Below are 20,931 nucleotides of genomic sequence, written 5' to 3'. Positions count from 1 at the left end.
CTTAGCCTGCTTTGCGGCGCTGCATCTGTCGTACGTGCAATCTCTCGATAGAGTGAGATCGCAATGAGGGTATCTCCGTGATGGCGACCCGGACGAGTGACTTCGCCGACCTACGATGAGTCGCCGCTCCCTGCATGGACCCAGGAAGCGGTGTCCAGAAGCGCCGGTGAGCTCGCGGCTCACCTGGCTCTTGGGTCAGCTGAGGCGGAGCGTGCCGGTCGGCGAGCGCGCACCCGGGGGCACGCTGGCGACGCGGTCGGAGTAGCGTCGTTGCGGACGCAAGGCGACCAAAAACGCGGGCATCGGGCGAGGGCGAGTCTTGCCCGGGGGCGAGGAGGCCGAGCTGCTGCAAAGCCTCGCGGCGGACCAGCACCTGCGTGGGCGGGGCGCCGGGCGGCGTGTCGGCGGCGAACACGGCCTGGGCGGGGGTCCAGACCGCGCGGAAGTGGGGCGCGCGGTCCTGCATGACCGCGACGATGCCGGGCTGAGCCGAGGGGTCGGGCTCGCCGACGACGGGCGCGTAGCCCTGGGTGTCGCGGACGATGGTGATCTGGTCGGTGTCGGCCTCGTAGTGCGGGCCGCCGTCGAACGGGTCGACGCGGCCGCTGTACTGGAAGCCGATGCTCTCGAGCAGCCGCTTGGCGCCGACGGTGTTGGGCCCGACCTGACCGATGATGTCCTGCACGCCCTCGGGCAGCAGGCACGCGTGGATCGGCATGGTCGGGAACAGCCGCCAGATGAACTCCTTGTTGAAGCGGCTGAGGCGGTCGGCCTCGTGGTAGGTGAGGCCGGTGAACTTGTGGCCGAGCGCGTCCCACAGCGGCGAGCGCGTGGTCCCGCCGGGCACCTGGACCAGGGGCGGCAGCAGCTCGGCGAGCAGGCGGTCGCGGAACCACCCGCGGTGGCCCGAGATGAAGACGAAGCGCGCGAGCGACAGCAGGCGGCCGAGCTTCTCGGGGTGATGCCGCAGCTCGGGGCGCAGCACGAGGCCGCCGAGCTCGGTCGGGCCGTCGTAGGTCTGGCCGAGGTACAGCATCGTGTGCGTCATGTGGACGTCGTGCACCTCGGAGTTCGGGGTGACGCGGAGGTCGGCGTAGCGCTCCTCCTGCATGACGCGGAAGAACACGTGCGGCTCGTCGGTGTCGCCGTGCTGGGCGTGGATCATCGACGTGCCGACGACCTGACCGTCGTCGCCCTCGAGCACGAACAGGAAGCGGCGGGTCGGGTCGAAGTCGGGGCTGCCGCGGAACGAGGCCAACGAGCGCTGCAGCAGCTCGTGGATGTAGGGCCGCTCGGGCGGCAGGTTGAGGCTGTTGAGGTGGCGCGCGAGCTCGAAGATCGCGTCTTCGTCGCTCATTGCTGCCTCGCGGAACAGGAACATCGGGACACCTTCCGGGGGCTCGATGGAGCGCGTCGTGGCGCTCCGAATCGAAGCTTTCGCCCCAGAGTGTGGCACCGAGGCACGCATGCGGGCGCTCGCAGTGCGAGCCCTCACTGCGTCCGGCACTCACATCACGGTTCGCGCAGCACCGTGACCTTGTCGCCGACGATCTCGAGCGCCTCGGGGTGACCGCCATAATAAGCGGCCATGCCGACGTCGATGCACCACACCGCGCCGTCGCAGGCCGAGAACACGCCCTCCTTGTGGACGGTGTGACCGACGACCAGTCGCTTGGCCGGCACCGCGGCGAGCGTCTCGCGCAGCACGTCGCATTCGGCCGGCTTGGGCTCGAGGCAGTAGCGGCGCACCCAGACCGGGCTCTCGTCGTCCTGCAGCAGCTCGGGGGAGATCTCTCCGTCGCCGCGGAGCCAGCGCTGGACCTCGTCGTTGATCGTGTCGAGGCCGCGACGCACGTGTTGCGGCAGCAGGCCGCCGTGCGTGAACACGGTTTCGCCGACGACGAGGACGACCGGGCGGGTCGCGAGCTTGCGCGCCCACGGGCCACCCGGCGCGAAGGCGAGCCAGCGACCCCGCATCGGCTCGGGCACGCGGGCGGCGCGCGGGTCGGCGAGGTCGACGCCGGGCTCTTGCTCGAAGTCGAGGAAGCCGCCGGCGGTCACGTAGCGCAAGTCGCCGGCGGCGTTCATCAGCTCGTGATTGCCGTTCAGCACGTGCAAGGCCCCGCCCGCGGCCCGGGCCTCGGTCTGCAGGCGCTCGAGCAGCTCGAGGATCTTGCGCTCGCCGTCGCCCCGGTCGAGCTGGTCGCCGGTCTGCACGACCATCAGCTCCTTGCCGATCCACTTGTCCTGGGGGTCGATCGCCCCGGCGAGCCGCAGGGCCGCGCGCGTGGCCTCGAAGTCGCCGTGGAGGTCGCCGAGAGCGACCAGGCGCGCCGGCGCTGGCAGACGCGTGGTCGTGGGCGCGGGGGCCGGCGCCGTGGTCGCAGGCGAAGGCGAGGCCGGGTTTTGCTCCGCGGCCGCCGCCGGGCGTGCGGCCTGTTGCGCGCTCGGAGGCCGGCGCGCCGAGTCGCAGGCCGCGAAGGAACATGTTCCGAACGCCAGGATCGCCCCGCACAGGGCAGTACGCGTCGCTCGCCGCGGGTCCTCACGCATGGACCGGGAGGGTAACACGGCGCGCGGATCCGCGGGCCCCGCGGGCGCGGCGATCCGCGGTAACGTCGGACCATGGACAGCGGCGCTCCGCAGCTCAACGGCGGCCGGATCCTCGTCGTCGACGACGAGGCGACGATGCGCCGCCTGCTCGAGAAGTTGCTGCGCCTGGAGGGCTACGACGTCGCCCTCGCCAGCTCGGGAGAACAAGCGCTGCAGGAGGTGTTCGCCCGCGGCGCCGACACCGTGCTGCTCGACATGCGACTGCCGGGCATGAGCGGCCTCGATGTATGTCGAAACATCCGCTCGCACCCGCGGGGGTTACACACGCCGATCGTGTTCATCACGGCGGTGAACGACCGCGAGCTGCGCCGCAAGGGCATGGAGGCCGGCGCCGACGACTTCCTCAGCAAGCCGTTCGACGAGGTCGAGCTGCTGGCCAGGATCCGCAACAGCGTGCGGGTCAAGCGCTACTACGACAACCTCGAGCTGCAGAAGGGCGCGCTGGCCCGGGCGATCGACGACCGCACGACCGAGCTGGCGGCGGCGGTGGCCGAGCTGACGCGCATGCAGAGCGAGCTGCGGGCCTCGCACGAGGAGACGATCTATCGCCTGTCGCGCGCGGCCGAGTTCCGCGACGACGAGACGGGGCAGCACCTGCAGCGCATGAGCTGGTACTGCCATTTGATCGGCAGCAAGATCGGCCTGTCCCCGAGCACCTGCGAGCTGCTGCGGATCGCCAGCCCGATGCACGACGTCGGCAAGCTGGGCATCCCCGATCGGATCCTCCTCAAGCCCGGGCGGCTGACGCCGGAGGAGTTCACGATCATGAAGACGCACGCGGAGATCGGGTACCGGATCCTCCACGGCTCGACGGCGGAGCCGCTGGAGGTGGCGGCGACGATCGCCCACACGCACCACGAGAAGTGGGACGGCAACGGCTACCCCCGCGGCCTGCGCGGCGAGGAAATCCCGCTGCCGGGCCGGATCGCGGCGATCGCCGACGTGTTCGACGCGCTGACCAGCGCCCGCCCGTACAAGCCGGCGTGGCCGCTCGAGGCCGCGCTCGACCTGATGCGCAAGAACGCGGGCTCGCACTTCGACCCGCACCTCATCGACGTGTTCTTGACCAACATCGACGAGGTCCTGGCCATCCGCGACCGCTTCGTCGACGGCCACCCGGAGCCCCACCCGGAGTCGGTCGCCCTGGTCGGTTGAACCACCGACCTCGCGCCCGGCGCCCCCGCCCGCGGGCTCGGTGAAGCCACCAGAGGAGGCGTGGCGCGAGAAAGTCGCGCGGTCGCCAAATTGATCGGCCGCCGGGGACCACTGACCCGATGAGAGGCGTCCTCGGCGGGCGCGCAGGCGCGGGCATGGGACGACCGCGACCGGCGCGCCGCGCGAGGGGATGCCGACGTATCTCCAGCGAGACGAGCGGACGATGTTCGGAATTTTTTATAATAAGGATAGAGGCAAGCGTAAGAGCGGCTATGTGCATTGTCTTGGCGTCGCGGCGGTGAGCCTGGCGCTCCTGGGTTGTTCCGGCGGCGGCGGCGGCGGGACCGAGGCCGCGCCGAGCACGGGCGACGAGACGGGCTCATCGAGCGACACGTCGAACCCGTCGACGGACAGCTCCAGCGATCCGGGCGGCACCGACACCACGTCGCCGGGCGAGGTGCTCACCGAGGGCGATCCGACGGAGGGCGACCCGACCGAAGGCGACCCGACGGTGGGGCCGACGACGGAGACGACGACGGAGCCGCCGGTCGAGGCGTGCCACCTTGCCGACGACAACGTCGAGTGCAACCCGCTGGTCGACCGCAGCGCGGAGCTCGCGTTCTCGCCGGAGCACCTCTATCCGCACGCGAGTGAGTTCAAGGCGGCGGACGAGCCGACGGCGCTGGAGGCGTGCGACATCTACGCCCAGGACTGCCCCGAAGGCCAGAAGTGCACGGTCATCGGCCAGCAGTGGGACCAGGTCGCGTGCGTGCCGCTGACCCAGTTCCCGCGCCAGCTCGGCGAGTACTGCGGCCAGGAAGGCGACGGCGACACCTGCGACACCGGGCTCCTGTGCCGCTGGGACCCGCTCGTCAGCAGCCAGATCTGCCAGCCGCTGTGCGGCTGCGGCGCGACGAGCCCGACCTGCGGCGAGAACGAGCGCTGCGTGATCTACAACGGCGGGGCGCTGCCGATGTGCGAGCGCCTGTGCGACCCGCTCGATACCTCGACCTGCAGGGACGGCGAGGTGTGCATCAAGGGGGCGTGGGTCAACGACTTCTTCTGCAAGATGGACGTGTCGGGCGAGACCGGGAAGCTCGGCGAGGCGTGCGAGGCGGCCAACGGCTGCGACCCTGGCCTGTCTTGCGAGGCGCCGGAGTACGTGCCCGGCGGCTGCCCGGAGGGGGCGATCGCTTGCTGCACGCCGCTGTGCGACCTCGAGAATCCGCAGTGCCCGGAGGACTCGAAGTGCCACGATTACTTCGGCGGCTTCGGGCTCGAGCCGGCGCAATGCCTCGAGGACGTCGGCTTCTGCACGGTCGAGACGGCGCCGCTGGTCGAGCGGGGGGACTTGCGATTGTCGATTTGAAGGGGGCGCGGCGATCGGGACCTGGGGTCCGCGAATTGCCGACTGCGCCTCGCGGGGGGTCCGGGGAAGTGCCGGCCGCGAGTTAACCGACAGGATAGACGCTCGTTCCTCGCGCCCCCGTCAAGCTCGGCACACTCGCCCTTCAGGAGCTCCCATGACGTCCCACTTCGCCGCCCTCGCGTCGTCACTGTGCTTCGCCTTCGGGCTCGCTGCCTGCGGCAGCTCCGGCGACGAGCGCACCGTCACGGATCAAGCCGGCCGCACCTGCACCATCCCGGCCTCGGGCTCGCTGACCATCGAGTGCGACGCGACGCCGATGCCGAAGAACGCCTGCTCCGGCGGCGCCACCGCGTGCTTCGTGACGGGCGTCGTCAACAGTTCCCCCGGCATGATCGGCCCGGAGGCGGTGTGCGCCGCGTGCTGCGACGGCGACGAGAGCGTCAGCAGCGAGGAGGACTGCTCGCAGATCGACTGCACGACGATCGACGACTGCCCGCTCGGCACCACCGAGTGCAAGAACGGCGGCTGCTTCTAGCCGCCGTATCGCGCTGCCGTCCTGTCACCCGCGAGCGGCGCTCTCCTTGCGATCGCAGCGGGGCGAGCTGCTGCTGCAGATCGACGGTCTGGGTCGCGGCGAGGGTCGGACCGAGGGTGCGCTGTACCGAGAGCGCGGGGTCCTCGACCCTGGCCGCACGTTCCACGCGCACGAGAACGCGCTCCTGGCGAAGATCCGCCCGCGCCCTGGATCGACGCCGTCGCCCGCTCGGCACCGACGAGTTGCTCGTCCCGCTGTTCCAGGCGCTCGTCGCCGGGTGAGCTCGCTACTGTCAGCGACTCTCCAAGGACTGTCCTGCCGCTTGACCGCCCTCAGCGCGTCCGGGCATATAGCGCGCATGCATCCCCTCCGCCGCCTCTCCTTCGTCCTGTCGTGTGTCAGCAGCGTCGGCCTCGCCGCGTGTGGCAGCGATCCCGATGTCGGCGAGACCGCGACGACCACCGCCGCAACGGACGACACGGGCGAGACCGGCACCACTCCCGCGGCCACGGCCGAGGTCACGAGCGAGCCCACGGACAGCGACCCCGGCACGGCCACGACCGAGGGCGGCGACACCTCGACCACCAGCAGCGTCCCGACCACCGGCAACGACCCGACCACCGGCGTCGACACCACCACGATGGGCGTCGACACCACGACGATGGGCGTCGACACGACCACGACGATGGGCGTCGACACGACCACGACGATGGGCGTCGACACCACCACGACGATGGGCGTCGACACCACCACGGGCGACGACACGACCACCACCGGCGTCGACACCACCACGGGCGACGACTCGACCTCCACCGGCGCCGACGACCCCTGGGACTGCGAGGGCGGCGAGCCCGTCACCGTCAACGCAATTGGCAAGTACTCGACCCTGGCCGCCGCCATCGCCGCCGCGCCGAACGACGCGACCATCACCGTCTGCGCCGGCACCTACCACGAGGCCGTCGTCATCGACCGGCCGATGACCCTGCTCGGCGCGGGGCAGGACAAGACGTTCCTCGACGGCAGCGGTGCCGAGACGCCGATCTTCATCGACTCGGTGAGCGTGACGATCGAGGGCTTCACCTTCCAGCACGGCGAGGCCGAGCACAACCCGCTGGGCAACTCCGTGTGCGGCGGCGCCCTGGCGATCGACGACGCCGCCGTCCCGATGACCGTCACGGTCAAGGACTGCACCTTCACCGACAACCACAGCGAGAATTACGGCGGCGCCATCTGCTACGACGGCAGCGGCAACAACGACATCTCGAAGCTGGTCCTCGAGAGCGTCACGATCACCGGCAACAGCGCCGACCTGAACGGCGGCGGGATCTTCTCGTACTCGCCGACGACGATGACCGACACCACGATCGTCGACAACACCGCCGGCATGCAGGGCGGCGGGCTCTACTTCAGCTACTGCGACGCCACGATCACCGGCGGCGTCGTCGAGCAGAACACCGCCGCCGAGGGCGGCGGCATGTTCCTGCAGTCGCCGGTGAAGGTGAACGTCAACATGAGCGACTGGGGCTTCGGCCAGAACCAGGAGAACGTGCCGAACGACGTCCAGCACTACGCCAACGAGTACGGGTTCTTCGGCGACAACGTGTCGTTCTTCTGCGAGTACATCGTGTGGAACGCCGGCATGTGTGCCCTGAAGTAGCGCCCCACCCCCGCCGCGTGCGCGGCGGCGTGGGGCCTCACACGCCGCCGCAGACCACGGGGGCGCGCAGCTGTGGCTCCCTGGCATCACACCCGTTCTCCCAGGTGGACCGCCGATGCTTCGAGGCGGGCCGACCACCGGGCTTCGCCGTCCTCGCCGAGGAGAACGTACGGCGGTAGAAAGGCCAAAATTCTTGGTGATGTGGTGTACAACCCCAGCTAGACCGCCATACGGACGCGAATTCGAGGGGTTGTCTCGAAAACTGCCCAGAACGCTACAAAATCGGGACGAACCTTCGCTACAACCAGGAGATCGCGCCGTCGCGCATCGGGGCCTCCAAGCCACCCCAGCCACCCCGCTTGACCAAGCTTTCAGGCCGCCGGTCGCCCGGCCGTCGAGACAAGTGGAGTGGGGACCGGAGACGGGAAAGTTCGAGCGACGGGCGATCGGCGACACAGAAGCCCAGCACAGCGTCGGCGTCGCATTCGCCGGCTCAACAACGTCCTCGACGGCGACGCCGCACCTGCGAGGACGAGGAGTGCGGCGGGCAGGAGGTGCTCCACTAAACTAACCCCGATCCGCGCGCCGAGCGCCGCCCCCACGAGCCGCCTCGCTCGCACGGGCGCTCCAGACGTCGAGCCTGCTCGTCGCGGAGCACCTGGACGCCAGTACCACGCGCCCACCGAGGCCATCGAGCTGCCCCTGGCCGCCTTGCGCAGATGATCGACCGGGACGGCTGGTCTTTCGTCGGCGGCAGGTTCCTCGAGTTCGAGGGAAACCACAATGACACCTTGATCTACGCGCCGTTCGTCGTCGTCGGGGTCCATGGCGGCGATCGTCTCGCTCACGATTCAGACCGCGCGGCCCCCCGAAGCCACCGCAGCACGCCCAGAGCCAACGACGAGCGCCATTCCTCCTGAGGAACGAATCTCTGCGGAAAAATCGTCGACGAGCTAGCGACGTGGACCACGTGGACGCAGCGACCAAGCCACGCCTCGCCGGACAGGATCCGGCACCGATACCCCCGCGTGCGGGCGTACCGAGAAAAGACGTAGTCCTCGCCGTGGTTGCGGTCCGGGAACGGGCATTCCTGCCACACGAGCCGGCGGTATCCATACGAAAACCCAAAGCCCCAGGACGTCGATTCCACGAAACCGTCGACGTCGACGTACGCCGCCATGCCGCCGATGTGCGCCGCCATGTCCTCGATCCACCGATACCCGGTGCGAGAAACGTGAGCGTGCGCGGCGTCGACCCGCGTCGTGTCCCAACGCCACATCGTGGCCGTCGCTTCCTGCCACGCGTGCCACTCGCCGAGCGTCACGAAATCATCGTCAGCCAGGGCTTCCGCCATCCTCGCGAGGTAGTCCGGCGCGTAGTAGTCATCGTCGTCGAAGTGCACGACGACCTCGCCGCGGGCGCGCGCCACCAGCATGTTGCGCTTGGCGCCGATCGACTGACGTACCGGGAGGTGTTCGTAACAGACGCGCGGGTCGTCGAGCGCCAGGAAGAAGGACGATGGCTCCGGAGAATCGTCGAGCACGAGGAGCTCGCTATCGGCGTGGTCCTGGTGGAGAAAGGCTTCGTACAGCAGGGCATGGCGGTCGGACCGGGCGTAGGTGGGGCAGATCGCACTGATCAACACGGCGTGCCTTATCTACCACGACGAGGTACGTAGCCACCCGAGACGGGCTCCACGACTGAGCGGGCGCACGGTGCCTGGCCACGCGCCGTGTGAGCGCGTCCCCTCGGCCGCGGGGCAAGCGCGTGTCGACATCCGTCGCCCTGCGCGGGTGGGGCCCACGTCGACGGGCCCGCGTGACATGAGGGGCGCAGTAGCGCGAGCCCTGATGCCCTCCGGATCGATTCGCCCGAAGGATCTCCTGTCCGCGTCGAAATTTACCCTGCCGGGGTTCTCGCCAATCCAACGATCGTGCATCGTACATGGCAGGGAGCCCAGAAGCGCGAAAACGGCGATCTGTTCACGAACGAGTCCATGTCGAGAACTCAAGATCCGAACTGCAAGTTGGCGATCCTGGTGCCGATATTCAATGAGGATGAGCGTACGATCGCTCGGCTCCTCGATTCATTGACGAGGCAGAGAGAGGTCGCGCCTTCCGAATTCGAGGTGATCTGTCTCGTGAACAACGATCTGCCCGGGACCAGGAAATACGAAGAAGTATACGGGGCCAACCAGAGAGTGCTGAGAATGGAGCGGCTCACGGATCCCGGCGACGAGCACCGCATCACGGTCCTGGATTGTAGTTCGCCGGGCAAAGAGATCGCCGGCTGCAACGTCGGGAAGGCGCGTAATCGCCTCGTTCATGAGGCGACGAAGCGGTTCCGCGGCAACGGTCGCAACGGCGTCTTGTCGCACGTCGACGCGGACGTGTATTTCAACGACGCGCTGTTCCTTCGCAGGGCCATCGACATGTTCGACGACCATGATGTCATCGGCGTCGCGGGAGGTAAGTGGCGTGAGGCGTTCCTGGCGGACTATCCCGAGTACGAGCCAGAGCCGCTCCGGGCTGCGCTGAGGCAGATCGGCCTGTGGAAACAGTGCGTGGAGTTGGCCAATTATCTAAACGGCGAGCCGGTGCTGCAAGCTTTCGGCGGCTCGAACATGCTGAGCCGGTGTTATGAGTCGGTCGCCGTGGGCGGCATCCGGAGCCTGGAGGTCGATGAGGACAAAGAATTCGGCCGGCGCATGTGGCGATATGCGGAAGCGAACAAGCGGAAGATCTTGGTCAAGAAGACCGAGCTGAAGGTCGTGGCGTTGCTACGGATTTCGGAGCGCACCGGCAGTTCTTTCAAGGCGCAGGTCGAGACGGTCCTACGGGGCAAAGAGCTGGTCGTCGGACATCCAGACAGTTCAGGGGCGCTCGTCGTGAATCGCGATACTTATGAAGTGTTGAAATTCCGCGCATTGGAACGGACGGGCGGGCGTGAGTTGGTCGAGTATGTCGAAGATTACGGCTCGGTATGGATACATTGACCCATGATCGCTGCACGATAGTGTCGGCCGAGCCATCCGCGCCACCTCCGCGCCGCCGCCCTCTGGCGCCCCGCACCCGCGACGCGGTGACGCTTGACAGCCGGCGCGGGAGTGGAACCGATTCCACTTGGATCAGCCCCCAGTGGCTGCCCACGCGGTTCCACGGCGGTAGAAAGCCCAAATCCTTGGTGAAATCATGCACAGGCGGCGCTAGACACCCCTACGGACCCGTTTACGATGGGACGCCTCGAAAAGAGCCAAAATCGCGACGAAATCGAGACGAATTTTCGAGACAGCCGGGAGATCGCGCTGCCGCGCATCCGGACCTCCAAGCCGCCCTAGACCCCCCGCTTGACCAAGCTTTTGGGCCGCCGGTCACCGGGCTGACGAGACAAACGGAACGGGGACGAAGTCCGTGCAACGGGCGACATCACGCTCGCCGGTGTCACTCGGTGGGTGCCCAGGCCAAGCGCTTAATGTGAACTAAAGGACAGGCGATTCAGGTCCGATCGTCGTACGCCCGCAGCCGCCATGTCGCCCGGCGTCATGGCGCCGCGGCCTGATCTTACCTACTGTCCTCGACCACGCCGCGTCGAAGCTGCGCATCGCCGTTTGCCGGCGAGCTCCCGCTCGACGGGTTGGGAGGGATCTACATGGTCTTGTATTGGCTCAGCGTGAACGGGACAGAGGGTGTGTTGACGAACGGAGAGGCTGAGGGTGAAGTGGAGGGTTGCGAGGAGTTACGCGGCAGCGCCGAGGTGGTCCAGTTCTCGGCGCTTGCGGCGGAGCTCGCGGGCCGCCTCGAGCTTGCGATCGCGGCCTGCCCAGATCTCGGTCTCGCAGCCGAGGAGTTTGTCGCGCGGGCTAACGTAGCCGATCGCGCTGTGAAGCCGGTGGTGGTTGTAGTGGTCGATGCGCGCGGCGATGGTGGCGTGGGCGCCGTCGGGTGTGACGGCGTGGATGGTGTCCTTGTCGAGGGTTCGGTGGTAGCGCTCGATCTTGCCGTTGCCTGGGGGTAGTTCACCGAGGTACGGACGTGGGTCAGGCCGGCGAGGTCGATGAAGCGGCGGAAGTCGCCGGCGATGAACTGCGAGCCGTTGTCGGAGATGATCCGCGGCTGAGCGCCGGGGTGAGCCTCGAGAGCGCGCTGCAGGATGAGTTCGATGTCGGCCTCGGTCATGCGATCGAGGAACTGTGACTCCTGCTTTGCACGCGGCTCGCATCGTGCTACAAGGCGCCATATGATCACCAAGCGCACTGGAAATCGAGCACGAAGCTTGTGCTCTGACGTGTCGTTGGCCTTCGTCCTGAGCAGCAGCATTTTTGCCTGCCAGAATGAAGGAGAGGACTGCGTAACCTTCGGACCTCGTGCCGAGGCCCTCGTGCCTGAAGACGCTGTGTTTTGCGGCGCTTCGTCTATTCCAGATGACATAAAACATAAGGACAATATTGCGGCCTGTTTGACGAAACACCTGCAAGACTGTACCCCGGCTTGGGGTCGTTTTCTCGTGCCGCACCAGAACGATATATATCTGGCGATTTACTACGTCATTGTCAATGACTCGTGCGAAGCGACAGTGCTCGTGGCGCTGGATCCCGAAGCGCCCGACGACGCCTTTACGGAAGTCACGTGCAAGAAGTTAGAAGCTACAGGTGATGGCGGTAGTGTCTCCACGAGCGAGTGCGGGGCGAAGATCGCCTATCCCCGGTGTGACACATCCTCGTAGGAAGGTAGGCAGGTAGGCTGCATGACGAACTCATGCGCTTGGATATCACGGAGGAGTTGTTTGCCATTTGTTGTTGACATAATAAAGGGGGGATTTTCCGTCTTGCCACACCAGGTGGGTGTAAAGCGCGCAGCTCTCCTCCATCGAGAAGTTCAAGTTCATAAACCATGCGGCGTATGACTCGATGTTGAGAGTCACCAAATCCGGCCTGGGCGGATTGACAATGAGCGGGTCGACCAGATACCAGGCTATTCCCCGCTCCGCGTGGATGTTGTACCCCGGTATCTGTTGGTCCGCTAGATCTGGATGAACTTGCGTCCGCTGCCGCCCCTTGCCCTCTGTCGTGCGCGGTGCACCTCCCGGTGCACACCCCAGACAGCGCGCGTCCAGCGGCTCCGAGCTCGTGAAGTTCGGGACGCGGCGTCGTGGTCATGGGGCACCTCTGTGCTTCGCCAGGAACGCCTGGACCTCCGCGAGTTCCTTCGACTTGCCCTCGCCGGCCGCGCGGAAGCCGTCGGCGGCCCTGCGCGCCTCGGAGAGCGCGCGGGTGCGGCCGCCCTTGGTGAGGAGGAGAGCCCTGGCGAGGGAGAAGCGGGTCTCGGACTCAAGCGGCTGCATGCCCTCGTCCGCGTCGTAGATGGTGACCGCGCGCTCGAGCAGCCGCCGCGCAGCGGACGGTTGGCGCTGCACGAGCGCGAGGTCGCCGAGGCTGCTGAGGGAGTCGGCCAGTAAGGGGTGTACGGGGCCCAGCGCCTTCTCCCGGATGGCCAGCGCCCGCTCGTCCGCCGTACACGCCGGCCTCGTGGACTGCCACCACGTTGGGGTGCTGCAGCCGCGCCATCGCCTGCGCCTCGCGCAGCAGACGCTCGGTCGCGTGCTCGCCGGCCGTCGTCGGCTGGATCAGCTTCAGCGCGACGGTCCGCCCGAGCTGCGGGTCGGTCGCCGCGTAAACCACTCCCATGCCGCCGGAGCCGAGCATGCGCTGGATCTGGAATCGCCCGATCGCGGAGGCCGGCGCCGTGTCGCCGAACAGCGCGGCCGCGACGTGGCGGCGCACCTGGTCGATCGGCGCCAGCAGGCCGGGCACGGCGGTCAGGCGGACGGTTGGGGGCACGGGGATCAGGGTCGCACGCGTGTGCACGAAGGTCACCTCGAGCACGAGTTCCCGATCCCGTCTCGGCGATCACGGGCCCTCTCGATTTTTTTTCGCGCGCCCCCGCGTCGGGTTACCGTCGCCCGGTGGACAGCGACGAGGTGCTCCTCTCCGCCTGGCGCGGCGGCGACGCGAAGGCCGGCCGGACGCTCTTCGCGCGGCACGTCGACGGCGTGACCCGGTTCTTCTTCAGCAAGGTCCAGACCGGCGTCGAGGACCTGGTCCAGCGCACCTTCCTCGCCCTGCTCGAGCGCACCGAGGCGCCCGAGGCCGGCGTGCGCGCCTACCTGTTCGGCATCGCCAGGAAGCTGCTGCTGCGACGCTTCCGCGACGAGTACCGCAGCCCGATCGACGCCGGCACGGTCTCGGTCGCCGACCTGCGGACCTCGCCGAGCGACATCGTCGACCGCCGCCAGCACCTCCAGCTCCTCTACCGTGCGTTGCAGGCGCTGCCGCTCGACCTGCAGATCGCGCTCGAACTGTTCTACTGGGAGTCGCTGACGGCGGCGGAGATCGGTGCGGTGCTCGACCTGCCCGAAGGGACAGTGCGCGGCCGCCTGCGACGCGGCCGTGAGCTGCTCGCCGCGCAGATGCAATCACTGCCGGCCGCGACCGTCGCGGCCGACCTCGAGACATGGGCCCGCGAGCTCCGCGAGCGCGTCGGGCGGTGAGCGCCAGGCCGCCAGGCAGCTGGCCGCCGCGATAAGGAACCCCACCTGTCGCACTTGAGGTTGGATGAATAGAGCGGACGCGCCTCGAAGAGACATTTCAGGCTCTGCGGCGAGACCGCCGCAGCCTCACGGACGGCGGCAAGGGCCCGCTGGAGCGCTGGTGGATGCCGAACGTCATCAAGCTGCTGCTCGACAGCATGGTGATGAAGGACCCGCCGGATCACCGGCGCCTGCGCAACCTCGTGCAGAAGGCGTTCACGCCGGCGAGGGTCGAGGCGCTGAGCGGGCGGGTCGAGCGGATCACGGAGGAGCTGCTCGACGCAGCCGCCAGGAAGCCCGTCGTCGATCTGATCGCGGACCTCGCCCTGCCGCTGCCGCTGACCGTCATCTCGGAGATGCTCGGCGTCCCCGCGCCGGAGCGGATGCAGTTCCGCAAGCTGCTCGCGCGGGTCGTCGATCCCGGGAGCCAGCACCCGGTCGGGTTCGTCCTCAACTACCCGCACATGGTCCGGCTCAATCGGCTGTTGCGGCGCCTGGTCCAGCTCCGGCGCGAGCAACCGGGCGACGACCTCATGACGGCGCTGGTGCAGGCCGAGGAGGGCGGCGAACGGCTCGGCGAGGACGAGCTGATCTCGATGGTCTTCCTGCTGCTGTTCGCCGGGCACGAGACGACGGTGAACCTGATCGGCAACGGCGTGCTGGCGCTGCTGCAGCACCCCGACCAGCTCCGATTGCTGCGCGACCGCCCCGAGCTGATCGACGGCGCGATCGAAGAGCTGCTGCGGTTCACCAACCCGGTCGGCACGGTGTCGCCCCGCTTCGTGCAACTCGGCGAATTCGCTTCCCACGACGGACGGGTGGCCACACGGACCGATGGCGAGCCCCGCGGCGTTGTCGGGCCCCTGGCCCGGCCCGTTGCGGACGACCTCCCAGACGTGCGCGCCGAGCGGGCCCGGGATGGCGAAGATCCACGCGTCCATGTCGGTGGCCACGCGCGGGGCCGACTGAGGCTCCGGCCCGGCGCGCGCGATCGCGGCCCTCGCCTTCGGAGTCCAACATCGACCGAAGCGGTGACACCGGTAGCCCAACGGGTGTACAGAAATCTCATGGGTCTGTTTGACATGCACTGTCCCCTGTCGGCGCTCCCGCTTCGAGGGCCCACGCAGGTCGTCCTGGTCCAGAGGAAGGGGCCCCGCTGGATCCCCTGGGTGGCGCCCATCCGCGGCACCTACGACCGCAGCGGCTTCATCGACGAGCCGCGGGCCGAAGCCAGCCAGTTTGCGGCGTTCGTCGCCTGGGCTCGTGACGCCGCGGAGCGCGACCATATCTGGGACGCGCTGCAACGGCTGATGGAGGACGGACTCGATTGGCGTGGCCACAGGATCGGATACGCGCTGGTCGACGCGGTAGCCTTTGAAGCGTTGGCGGGACGTGATGTCGAAGCGGCGACGAACGGCGCCGATCTCGCCGTGCTTCCGGAGGCGCTTCGCGTGCCGGTGGCCCGCGGCATCGACGAGCTCCGCCCGTCGTCGGCAAGGCACTTGGGCCAATACTCTGGCTACGACGGGGAGTTCGGGTGCAAGAAGGTCATCCTCGCGGCACGGCGACGCGCGACCGCCAAGCCCGATCTCCTCGAGGCGATCGAACGCTGTGAGGAGCGCTGGCGCCGCTGAGGACAAGATCATCCGCTTCTCGCGGATGCACCGCGTGATGCCCGTCGCGCTTCTCGTCAGGCGACGAGGAGTCGTCCACGATGAGAATCGGGACGAACCTCCTCCAGAACAGTAGCGGCCGTCTGCCGCGGTCGCAGCGTCGGGGGCAGCTCGCGTTCGGCCCTCGCTGTCGACAAAGGCTTCGGTGATGCCGAGGGTGCACTCGATCGCGCAGCCGACCTTGTTGGCTTCCGACATGACGCCGCAATCGACCAGGAACCCACACAGGGCGAGGCAGGCCGGCCGCGCACAGGGACCGCCGCGACCGGTGCGCCGACCCACACCGCGTGTGCACGACGGACCCCACCGCCGACGCACGCGCCCGTCCTCCGCCCCGCGCACTTCCTCGCCGGGACGCTGCTTGCGTGTGCCCCAGACGGCGACGCGGCCAAGACGACCCGTCCGACGCTCAGCTTGGTAGGACTGGAACGGCGGCAGAGAACGCGGTTCCACTTGGAACGCGCGGAGCGGCCTACAACCGAGCTTAAGCCATAGTTACGCGAAGAACTTGGTGATGTGATAACCGCGCCGATTCCAGATCCGGTTCCCTCTGTGTGGTTTTTCCGCACATCAGCGTTGCCAGGGCGTTGCCCGGCCGCTCCGTTGCCAACCTCCGAGCGGGCTGCATCGGGCCACGGCGGGCGACCCAAACCCTCACCGAACACCGATCTGAGCCAGGAGACGAGGGGCCGGGGATCGGGGTGGTCGGGGAGGATTCAGTTGCCGACTGCGCCTCGCGGGGGGTCCGGGGAAGTGCCGGCCGCGAGTTAACCGACAGGATAGACGCTCGTTCCTCGCGCCCATCCCGTCTCTAATTCGCGGCCGGCACTTCCCCGGACCCCTGGCACGGCTGCAGCCGTGAGGGGCCGACACCCCGTCGCGGGCTCCGATGGAAGCTGGCCTTCGGGGCAGGTCGTGGGGCGCCTGCTCGACGGCCAGGGCTGGCCGCCGAACAGGCGCTTTCTCGCGTCACTACCGGGGTGTCTCGGCGGCGCGGCGATCGGGGCCTGGAGTTCACGAATGGCCGACTGCGCCTCGCGGGGGTCCGGGGGCCTGGCCCTACTGTGTGCTCAGCATCTCCGGCAGATCGGTCAATCGCTGTCTACGGGACAGACTTACTTCACCAGGATGTTGCCAGCATTGATGGCCACGCCATCGATCGTGTCGGCCTCGCCGGTGTCTCTGTTGTCCGTGAAGACTAGGCAGCCTTCTTCTTCTTCGAGCGCCTCCTCGCGCGGCGCGTGAACGACCACACCGCAGACCTCCGCGCTGTTGTCGGAGAGAAAAGTAAGACTCGTCACATCGATGATCCAAGGGTCGGCGGGTCCCCCCTTGTCCTGTGGGTCCCCAGGCACAAACGCGAAGTCGCCGATCCAAATGATCCTCCCGTGGGCGCCCTCGCTGTCCAGCCACGCGTTGATGCTGATCTGGCTGGGTAAGAGAGCTCCTTCTTCGGTAGACGGCACTTCGCCGTGCCCGCGGACCACGCCTGTCGCGGCGTCCTTGGCGTTCACGTCGAGCGGGAGGGCGGCGGAGAGGAGAGGAATCATAAAAATGAGGGGGATGCGAGACATCGCGGTTTCCTTCTTGTTGGGGCTGCCTTCGAACGTCGCGAACAACAGGTTCATAGAAATGGGTCTCCGATCGAGCGCCTCGTCCGTGCGGCGGAATCGGAGGTGTTGCCGGTGGCGACGGTCGGGACTGCGGCACGAGAATATCGTCAGTGCGAGCATGCGCGAGAGACATGTCCGAGACTGTATCTACAGTCGCACCTGATCGGGGGTAGGCGAGACATTGCGAGCAGATAGCGCAGGGGGCGCCAACGCCCCTCGATCAGGATGGCGGCGTTTCGGGGCGCTATCCGCGTTCCGGCTCGATTCGCCTGCGGCTCCGGCAGAGCTCGGTGGACCACTCGGCAAACTCTTCCCGGTCATGTGATGCGATGCACTCGCAGCGCAGGCGATGTCGTCGGGTCGGTGACCACGTCGACGACCGGGGCGGGGAGCAGCTCGTCTCAGGTCACGTCAAATCGTGACGCTATTCACAATATGGTGTTCTGCTGCGGTGAACGAAGGACGGAGTGTCGCGCGGCGCGGCAGGCGGCGCGCATCGCGTCAGCCGGGCTTTGCGGCCTGGCCCTTGGGACCTGCCCGATCGACCAGCATGCCCTCGCGCAGCATGCGGTCGCGGTGGCGGCGCATGCGGGCGAACTCCGGCTCGGCGAAGCTGAGCTCACCGGTGAGCCAGGCGACGCGCGGGGCCTTGTTCATCAGGCTCTCGTCGTAGGTCGAGTGGGGCAGACCGAAGAAGTGGCCGAGCTCGTGGGCGAGGGTCAGGGCGCCGGCGATCTTCGATAGAATGACCCACCGGCGCGAGCGGTCGGCGCGGAAGCGCCAGTGGACGCCGCGGATCTCGCTGCCCGCGACGTCGACGTCGGCGAGGCGGCCGACGACGAACACGTGGGCGACGCCGCGGCTGAAGTGCGGGTCGCCGAGGGCGTCGCGCTCGGCCCGGTCGTCGATCTCGGCGTCGGTGGCCGGCAGCGGATCGGCGGCGACGATTTCAAAGTTGACGTCGATGGTGGCGAAGCGGGTGTTGGCCTCGGCGATCTGAGACGAGACCCACTCGACCGTCTGGATCGCCGCGCCGGCGGTGACGACGAGGTGGAGGTGGACGCCGAAGCAGCGCGGGACCTCGGCGCTGCAGCGCGGCGTCTGCTGCACGTAGGCGGCCAGATCGGGGCTCGTCGGCGAGGCCGCCAGAGACGCCGCGAACGTGGCTGCCAGCAGCATCATCGTCACACCGCCACGTGGGCGAGCCGCAAGATCTCGAAGATCGCGCGGGTCGCCGGCGACTTGTTCAGCGTGTAGAAGTGAATGCCCGGGACGCCCGGACGCGGGGTCGAGAACGGGTCGCCGACCGGCGGGGTGAGCAGCGCGCGGCACTGGTGGGCGGCGTACGAGACGCCGGTCCAGAACACCTCCTGCGGGTCGCCGTCGGTGCTCTGCAGGCGCTGGCGCAGCGGCGCGGGGATGGTCGCGCCGCACATCTGGGTGAAGCGCTGGATCTGCTCGTAGTTGGTCACCGGCATCACGCCGGCGAGGATCGGCACGGTGATGCCGGCCTCGGTCGCGCGGCGGACGAAGTCGTGATAGGTCGGATTGTCGAAGAACAGCTGGCTGATGAGGAAGTCGACGCCGGCGTCGACCTTGTGCTTGAGCCACTTGAGGTCGGCGGCGCCGCTCTCTGCCTCGGGGTGGACCTCGGGGTAGCAGGCCGCGCCGATGCAGAACGGGCCGCGCTCGCGGATGAAGGCGACGAGCTCGCTGGCGTGGCGGAGGCCGCCCTCGGAGGCGACGAAGTGCTCCTCGCCCTTGGGCGGGTCGCCCCGCAGGGCGAGGATGTTGCAGATCTCGCGGTCGCCGAGCTGGTCGATGGTGCGGGCCAGCTCGTCGCGGGTGGCGCCCACGCAGGTCAGGTGGGCCATCGGCTCGATGCCGAGCTCGCGCTTGATGCGGGCGACGATGTCGAGGGTGCGGGTGCGGGTGCTGCCGCCTGCGCCGTAGGTGACGGACACGAAGTCGGGGGACAGCGGGGCGAGCTGTTCGAGGCTGCGCCACAGCACGGCCTCGCCTTTTTCGGTCTTCGGCGGGAAGAACTCGAAGCTGAACACAGGCCGTTTGTGGGCCAGGCGCTCGCGGATCAGCATGTCCCCGTCCTCGTAGCACGGGCCCCGGGTCCTGGTCCAGCGGCGCGCGGTTTGGTACATCGGGCCTCATGCGCTGGTTCCAACGCGGCGACATCGACGGGTTCTTCGGCCTCGCGGTCGACAACCTCGTGCAGCTCCTGCTCATCGACGCGCTGTGTCGCCACGTGCTCGGCTTCTCCGACGCGTTGCTCTACGGGCAAGTGCTGCCCGGCGCGGCCGTGTCGCTGCTGGTCGGCAACCTCTACTACGCGTGGCAGGCGCGCCGCCTCGGCCAGGCGCTCGGCCGCTCCGACATCTGCGCGCTGCCCTACGGCATCAATACGGTGTCGGTGTTCGCACATGTCTTTTTGGTCATGTTGCCGGCGAAGCTGGCGGCGACCGCCGCGGGCGCGGCCGACCCGACGACGATCGCGTGGCAGGCGGGGCTGGTGGCCTGCTTCGGCTCGGGGCTGATCGAGCTGTCCGGCGCCTTCGTCGCCGAGCGGCTGCGCAAGGCCACGCCGCGGGCGGCGCTGCTGTCGACGCTGTCGGGCGTGGCGCTCGGGTTTATCAGCCTCGGGTTTTTGTACCGCAGCTTCGCGCGCCCGGTGGTCGGGCTCGTCACTCTCGGGGTGCTGCTGCTGGTGTACTTCGGGCGCCTCAAGTTCAAGGGCGGCGTCCCGGGCGGGCTCGTCGCAGTCGCGCTGGGGACGCTGATCGCGTGGCTGACGGGCATCGCTCCGGTGGGCGAGGCGCCGGTGCACGGCCACGGGCTGCAGGTGCCGCTGCCGGTGCTCGGGCCGCTGATCGACGCGCTGACCGGCGACATGCTGTGGGCCTACCTCGCGGTCATCGTGCCGATGGGCGTGTTCAACGTGGTCGGCTCGCTGCAGAACATCGAGGCCGCCGAGGCCGCCGGCGACCCGTTCCCGACCACCCCGTCGCTGGCGATGAACGGCCTCGGCACGCTCGCCGCGGCGCTGTTCGGCTCGTGCTTCCCGACCACGATCTACATCGGTCACCCCGGCTGGAAGGCCATGGGTGCGCGCGCCGGTTACTCGATCCTCAACGGCGTGTTCGCCACGCTCGTGTGCCTCACCGGCACTCTGGCGTACATCGCCTGGGCGGTGCCGATCGAGGCCGGCATGGCGATCATCCTGTGGATCGGCATCGTCATCACCGCGCAGGCGTTCGAGGCCACGCCGCGAGAGCACGCGCCGGCGGTGGTGATCGGTATCCTGCCGGGGGTCGGCGCCTGGGGCGCGATGATGGCGAAGGCGGGCCTGCGCGCCGGCGGCGTCGACGGCATGACGAGCGCTATGTCACCCGCGCTGGTGCCCGTGTTCCAGCGCGCCGACGTGTGGATCGACGGGGCCTTCGCGCTCGAGCAGGGCTTCATCTTCACGTCGATGTTCCTCGCGGCGGCCACCGTCGCGGTCATCGAACGTAAGCTGCGACAGGCCGCAGCCTGGTGCTTCGCCGGCGCCGCGCTGTCGGCGCTGGGATTCATGCACTCGTACGTGTGGACGCCGGCCGACACCGTACTATCCTTGTCGCCCGCCTGGCCTTTCGTACAGGGCTACTTCCTGATGGGCCTGGTGTTCCTCGTCGCCCCGCTGGTCACCACCCGCAGCGACGGCCCCGCCCACTGAGAAC

Annotated in this window: 17 protein-coding genes and 2 pseudogenes; 11 read left to right on the top strand and 8 right to left on the bottom strand. The window is 68.2% G+C overall.

Annotated elements, in window-relative coordinates; translation table 11 throughout:
• Window position 1 precedes the first annotated feature (1 nt).
• A complete protein-coding gene (locus OV090_RS21265) occupies window positions 2–1,381 on the bottom strand; it encodes an arginine N-succinyltransferase (protein ID WP_267705828.1) in 1,380 nt (459 codons plus the stop codon).
• Between the two features lie 131 nt (window positions 1,382–1,512).
• The gene (locus OV090_RS21260) at window positions 1,513–2,553 is read right to left on the bottom strand and encodes a metallophosphoesterase (protein ID WP_267705826.1); all 1,041 of its coding nucleotides are present in this window, start codon (window positions 2,551–2,553) and stop codon (window positions 1,513–1,515) included.
• A gap of 72 nt (window positions 2,554–2,625) precedes the next feature.
• Between OV090_RS21260 and OV090_RS21255 the strand changes: the two genes are divergently transcribed.
• From OV090_RS21255 to OV090_RS21240, 4 genes are all read left to right on the top strand, one after another.
• Window positions 2,626–3,768 (top strand): two-component system response regulator, encoded by a 1,143-nt coding sequence (locus tag OV090_RS21255; RefSeq protein WP_267705824.1) that lies wholly within the window; start codon window positions 2,626–2,628, stop codon window positions 3,766–3,768.
• A 190-nt stretch (window positions 3,769–3,958) separates the two neighbouring features.
• Window positions 3,959–5,137, top strand: coding sequence for a hypothetical protein (locus tag OV090_RS21250; RefSeq protein ID WP_267705822.1), 1,179 nt, complete (start codon window positions 3,959–3,961; stop codon window positions 5,135–5,137).
• A 154-nt stretch (window positions 5,138–5,291) separates the two neighbouring features.
• On the top strand, window positions 5,292–5,672 hold the full coding sequence (locus OV090_RS21245) for a hypothetical protein (RefSeq protein WP_267705820.1): 381 nt from the start codon (window positions 5,292–5,294) through the stop codon (window positions 5,670–5,672).
• A 358-nt stretch (window positions 5,673–6,030) separates the two neighbouring features.
• Window positions 6,031–7,329, top strand: coding sequence for a hypothetical protein (locus OV090_RS21240; protein ID WP_267705819.1), 1,299 nt, complete (start codon window positions 6,031–6,033; stop codon window positions 7,327–7,329).
• An 844-nt stretch (window positions 7,330–8,173) separates the two neighbouring features.
• On the opposite strand, the gene OV090_RS21235 is transcribed toward OV090_RS21240, so the two are convergent.
• Window positions 8,174–8,974 carry a glycosyltransferase gene (locus OV090_RS21235; RefSeq protein WP_267705818.1) on the bottom strand — a complete coding sequence of 267 codons (801 nt, stop codon included), beginning with the start codon at window positions 8,972–8,974 and terminating at the stop codon, window positions 8,174–8,176.
• A 288-nt stretch (window positions 8,975–9,262) separates the two neighbouring features.
• Here OV090_RS21235 and OV090_RS21230 point away from each other — a divergent pair, with 288 nt between their 5' ends.
• From OV090_RS21230 to OV090_RS21215, 4 genes are all read left to right on the top strand, one after another.
• Window positions 9,263–10,324: a glycosyltransferase family 2 protein gene (locus OV090_RS21230; RefSeq protein WP_267705816.1), complete on the top strand. Its 1,062-nt coding sequence runs from the start codon at window positions 9,263–9,265 to the stop codon at window positions 10,322–10,324.
• A gap of 653 nt (window positions 10,325–10,977) precedes the next feature.
• Window positions 10,978–11,343, top strand: coding sequence for a hypothetical protein (locus OV090_RS21225; RefSeq protein WP_267705814.1), 366 nt, complete (start codon window positions 10,978–10,980; stop codon window positions 11,341–11,343).
• 17 nt (window positions 11,344–11,360) lie between these two features.
• Window positions 11,361–11,522, top strand: coding sequence for a hypothetical protein (locus OV090_RS21220; protein WP_267705813.1), 162 nt, complete (start codon window positions 11,361–11,363; stop codon window positions 11,520–11,522).
• Between the two features lie 43 nt (window positions 11,523–11,565).
• Window positions 11,566–12,051: a hypothetical protein gene (locus tag OV090_RS21215; RefSeq protein WP_267705812.1), complete on the top strand. Its 486-nt coding sequence runs from the start codon at window positions 11,566–11,568 to the stop codon at window positions 12,049–12,051.
• Window positions 12,052–12,480: 429 nt separating this feature from the next.
• Here OV090_RS21215 and OV090_RS21210 read toward each other — a convergent pair.
• Together OV090_RS21210 and OV090_RS50775 are read right to left on the bottom strand one after the other, a co-directional pair.
• Window positions 12,481–12,838 (bottom strand): annotated as a pseudogene (locus OV090_RS21210) (tetratricopeptide repeat protein); the annotation flags it as partial.
• Window positions 12,839–12,862: 24 nt separating this feature from the next.
• Window positions 12,863–13,030: pseudogene (locus OV090_RS50775) on the bottom strand (protein kinase); the annotation flags it as partial.
• 260 nt (window positions 13,031–13,290) lie between these two features.
• On the opposite strand from OV090_RS50775, the gene OV090_RS21200 reads away from it, so the two are divergent.
• Window positions 13,291–13,875 (top strand): sigma-70 family RNA polymerase sigma factor, encoded by a 585-nt coding sequence (locus tag OV090_RS21200; protein ID WP_267705811.1) that lies wholly within the window; start codon window positions 13,291–13,293, stop codon window positions 13,873–13,875.
• Between the two features lie 164 nt (window positions 13,876–14,039).
• A complete protein-coding gene (locus OV090_RS21195) occupies window positions 14,040–15,548 on the top strand; it encodes a cytochrome P450 (RefSeq protein ID WP_267705810.1) in 1,509 nt (502 codons plus the stop codon).
• A 1,154-nt stretch (window positions 15,549–16,702) separates the two neighbouring features.
• Here the strand turns inward: OV090_RS21195 and OV090_RS21190 are convergent.
• The 3 genes from OV090_RS21190 to metF all read right to left on the bottom strand — a co-directional run bounded on the left by OV090_RS21190 (window position 16,703) and on the right by metF (window position 19,296).
• Entirely contained in the window at window positions 16,703–17,215 is a 513-nt protein-coding gene (locus tag OV090_RS21190; RefSeq protein ID WP_267705809.1) for a hypothetical protein, read from the bottom strand.
• A gap of 486 nt (window positions 17,216–17,701) precedes the next feature.
• Window positions 17,702–18,382 carry a matrixin family metalloprotease gene (locus OV090_RS21185; RefSeq protein WP_267705807.1) on the bottom strand — a complete coding sequence of 227 codons (681 nt, stop codon included), beginning with the start codon at window positions 18,380–18,382 and terminating at the stop codon, window positions 17,702–17,704.
• 2 nt (window positions 18,383–18,384) lie between these two features.
• Entirely contained in the window at window positions 18,385–19,296 is a 912-nt protein-coding gene (metF, locus tag OV090_RS21180) for a methylenetetrahydrofolate reductase [NAD(P)H] (protein WP_267705804.1), read from the bottom strand.
• Window positions 19,297–19,364: 68 nt separating this feature from the next.
• Here metF and OV090_RS21175 point away from each other — a divergent pair, with 68 nt between their 5' ends.
• Window positions 19,365–20,927: an NCS2 family permease gene (locus tag OV090_RS21175; RefSeq protein ID WP_267705802.1), complete on the top strand. Its 1,563-nt coding sequence runs from the start codon at window positions 19,365–19,367 to the stop codon at window positions 20,925–20,927.
• Window positions 20,928–20,931: the final 4 nt, after the last annotated feature.

The sequence above is a fragment of the Nannocystis sp. RBIL2 genome (assembly GCF_026626745.1).
GTDB lineage: Bacteria > Myxococcota_A > Polyangia > Nannocystales > Nannocystaceae > Nannocystis.
Note: the sequence above shows the minus strand (reverse complement) of the source record. Positions and strands in the feature narration are given on the sequence as shown.

Coding starts and splice junctions, on each gene's coding strand:
- OV090_RS21190 (WP_267705809.1), bottom strand. CDS start 17,215: ATGAACCTGTTGTTCGCGACGTTCGAAGGCAGCCCCAACAAGAAGGAA.
- OV090_RS21260 (WP_267705826.1), bottom strand. CDS start 2,553: ATGCGTGAGGACCCGCGGCGAGCGACGCGTACTGCCCTGTGCGGGGCG.
- metF (WP_267705804.1), bottom strand. CDS start 19,296: ATGCTGATCCGCGAGCGCCTGGCCCACAAACGGCCTGTGTTCAGCTTC.
- OV090_RS21195 (WP_267705810.1), top strand. CDS start 14,040: ATGCCGAACGTCATCAAGCTGCTGCTCGACAGCATGGTGATGAAGGAC.
- OV090_RS21185 (WP_267705807.1), bottom strand. CDS start 18,382: ATGATGCTGCTGGCAGCCACGTTCGCGGCGTCTCTGGCGGCCTCGCCG.
- OV090_RS21255 (WP_267705824.1), top strand. CDS start 2,626: ATGGACAGCGGCGCTCCGCAGCTCAACGGCGGCCGGATCCTCGTCGTC.
- OV090_RS21265 (WP_267705828.1), bottom strand. CDS start 1,381: ATGTTCCTGTTCCGCGAGGCAGCAATGAGCGACGAAGACGCGATCTTC.
- OV090_RS21245 (WP_267705820.1), top strand. CDS start 5,292: ATGACGTCCCACTTCGCCGCCCTCGCGTCGTCACTGTGCTTCGCCTTC.
- OV090_RS21175 (WP_267705802.1), top strand. CDS start 19,365: ATGCGCTGGTTCCAACGCGGCGACATCGACGGGTTCTTCGGCCTCGCG.
- OV090_RS21225 (WP_267705814.1), top strand. CDS start 10,978: ATGGTCTTGTATTGGCTCAGCGTGAACGGGACAGAGGGTGTGTTGACG.
- OV090_RS21250 (WP_267705822.1), top strand. CDS start 3,959: ATGCCGACGTATCTCCAGCGAGACGAGCGGACGATGTTCGGAATTTTT.
- OV090_RS21215 (WP_267705812.1), top strand. CDS start 11,566: ATGATCACCAAGCGCACTGGAAATCGAGCACGAAGCTTGTGCTCTGAC.
- OV090_RS21240 (WP_267705819.1), top strand. CDS start 6,031: ATGCATCCCCTCCGCCGCCTCTCCTTCGTCCTGTCGTGTGTCAGCAGC.